We start from the raw sequence: 2,487 nt of genomic DNA on the forward strand, positions 1-2,487 counted from the left end.
TGTAGACGTCAAGTCGAATTTTACACTTTTTGCTCATTTCCTGTTTACACTTTTGTTGAAAATATTCGCTGCCGGTTTTTCATCCGGTGGCTTTCTTCATTCTCCCCGCCATGGATGACTTCCACACGGTGAAGTAACCGATCCAAAATAGCTGTTGTGATTCCTTGATCCCCAATTAAATGACCCCATTCTTCGGGACTCTTGTTGGAGGTAAGAATAATCGAACTTCGTTCGTATAAATGATTCACCAAATGAAAGAATAAATTGGCCTCTCGCTGATCCATGGCCATATACATGAGATCATCGATAATCACCAGATCAGCGCTTCTCATGCGTTTGAGTTGTACTTTGGCTTTGTTCAGGTATTCTTCTGTTTTTAAGAGCTGGAGAAGTTCTCCCATGGTCACGAAGTACGCATGAAATCCTCGGTGAACGGCTTCCATTCCCAACCCAATGGCGATATGGGTTTTCCCGATGCCCGGCGGGCCCAGGAGAATGATATTGTATTGTTGTTCCAGCCAGCTTAATTCCCGGAGCTGGGCCAGCTGCCGGGCAGTTACTATGTGTTGGCCCGACAGTTCAAAGGTATCCAATTGCTTCCCGAAAGGGAAGCGTGCCCATTTCAGTCGTTTTTCCAGGTTTTTCGCTTCCCGTTTGGTTCGTTCATGCCGCGTCAGCGCTTCCAACAATTCGACATAGGTCCAGGATGCTTTTTCCGCTTCGCGAAGCAGCTGGGGAAGCTCCTCGGCCGTTTCCGCTAGACGCAACTGACGAAATTGATGCTGGAGTTCTTTCACCGTCCAATTTTTCATGCCTGGCCTCCTAAAATCTTCGTGTATGTATGGAGCGCACGGGTCGAGGCCGTCATCCCCACAGGGATGACGGGAGGGACAGCCGCGGCTGTCAGCTCCGGCGCCACCGAATGCTCGGAGCGCTGAAGATAACGAGCGACGTCCCGAAAATGGTTGGCACTATATAGGTTTTCAGCCATACACCTGGCCAGCGCCGCATCGATGAAGGCGGGATACTGCTGCACCACCCGGTCCATGATCGCCAATTGATCCCGCCGATACCTTGGGTATCGCTGACGGATTTCCTCCAAATAAGCAGCGGCTTTGGGAGGATGTTGAAACCGGGAGACTAACTGCTGTTCAAGCTCCCCGAGGCCTTGGGAACGATCACGGATGTGATGGCGGTTTTGGATGAGCTTTCCTTTTTCCGTGCTGCATTCATGCTTGGCAATGATGTCGCCCTCCAATGATGGGCGAATCACCAATGTCTTGGGCTCGTGCTCGTTTACCTCAATCACCACCAGATTCTCTCCCGTGGGTTGATACGTCCCGAGAGGGACGGAATAACGATTGGATTGATAACGAATCGTATTGTCCTTGCTGACCCTTCTTGTTATACTTTGGTTGTTCGGTCTTTCTACGGAAAGGAACGAGGAGACTGGCTGTAAGTGTTGCTTTTCAAGGAGAAACACTTCGGCCGGTCTTTTTTTCGTTGTTTGATGCACCTGATGGTTTCCTGTGCGCTCGAGCCACTGGAGGCCTCGACGGTTCCAGTCCTCAATATCCCGGAAAACACGGCTGTCGGCGAAATTGCCTTTGATGTATTTGACGACATTTTCGATCATCCCTTTGGATTCCGGATCCGCCCGACGGCATAAATGAACGTGAAACTTGCGCTCGTTCACATATTGTTGAAACGCCGTGGTTAAAAGCAGTTCGCCGGCGTTCTCACTAACGGCAATGACGTGATCCTGGTCATAGACGATGTCCTCCGTGCGCCCCCCGTAGAATTGAAAGGCATGTTCATGGCACCGGATCGCGTCGCTTGTCGTGAAAGGACGGGTCTGCCATTCCATGTATTTCTGTCTGGAGTGAGCGAGGACAAACGCAATGAAATACAGTTTGATTTCTTGATCCTCTATAGTCTTCTGTTTGGTTTCTCCCCAGTCTACCTGGAGTTGTTTTCCCATCGGCTGCTCCGGGACCGCTTCATAATGACGAATCTTGACCCGCTTCTCGATCTGATACCTTTCCCGGACGTCTTTTACATACGAGCGAACCGTACTTCCCCCGACCGTGAGGTCGGGATATCTCTCCAGAAGCCAATCATGAACTTGAGCCCCACTCAAGTGCGGATATTCTTCCAGCCAGGCACGTATCCAGTCGCTATGCTCGTCTAACTTCTTGGTTCTTCGATGGGGTTGCTCGATGAAGGCTCGTGCCTCCTGTAGCGTCATCTCTAAATATTTATAGACCGTCGGTCTGGATATCTTTAACTCTTGAGCGATCTGTGTGACTTTCAACTTTCGTTTGTGTAATTCCTGAATCTTGACATATAACACTAATTTCTCCTCCAAGTTCCTGACCCCCCAGTAAAATAACGTCATTATCTATTTTACTAAAGGAGCAGGTTGATGGAGCAAAAGTGTAAAATCGAATCAAGCAAAATCTGTCAACTTTATTCTAGCGTTCACAG

Annotated in this window: 2 protein-coding genes; both read right to left on the reverse strand. The window is 49.3% G+C overall.

All coding sequences use genetic code 11. The features are described from left to right. Nucleotides 1–44 precede the first annotated feature (44 nt). Nucleotides 45–812, reverse strand: a complete 768-nt coding sequence (gene istB / locus G548_RS0116805) for an IS21-like element helper ATPase IstB (protein ID WP_022795299.1) — start codon at nucleotides 810–812, stop codon at nucleotides 45–47. Continuing rightward, complete coding sequence (istA, locus tag G548_RS0116810; RefSeq protein ID WP_156847971.1) at nucleotides 809–2,353, reverse strand: IS21 family transposase; 1,545 nt, start codon at nucleotides 2,351–2,353, stop codon at nucleotides 809–811. The genes istB and istA overlap by 4 nt, the downstream gene beginning before the upstream one ends. Nucleotides 2,354–2,487: the final 134 nt, after the last annotated feature.

The sequence above is a fragment of the Marinococcus halotolerans DSM 16375 genome (genome assembly GCF_000420725.1).
In the GTDB taxonomy this organism is placed as follows: Bacteria; Bacillota; Bacilli; order Bacillales; family Marinococcaceae; genus Marinococcus; species Marinococcus halotolerans.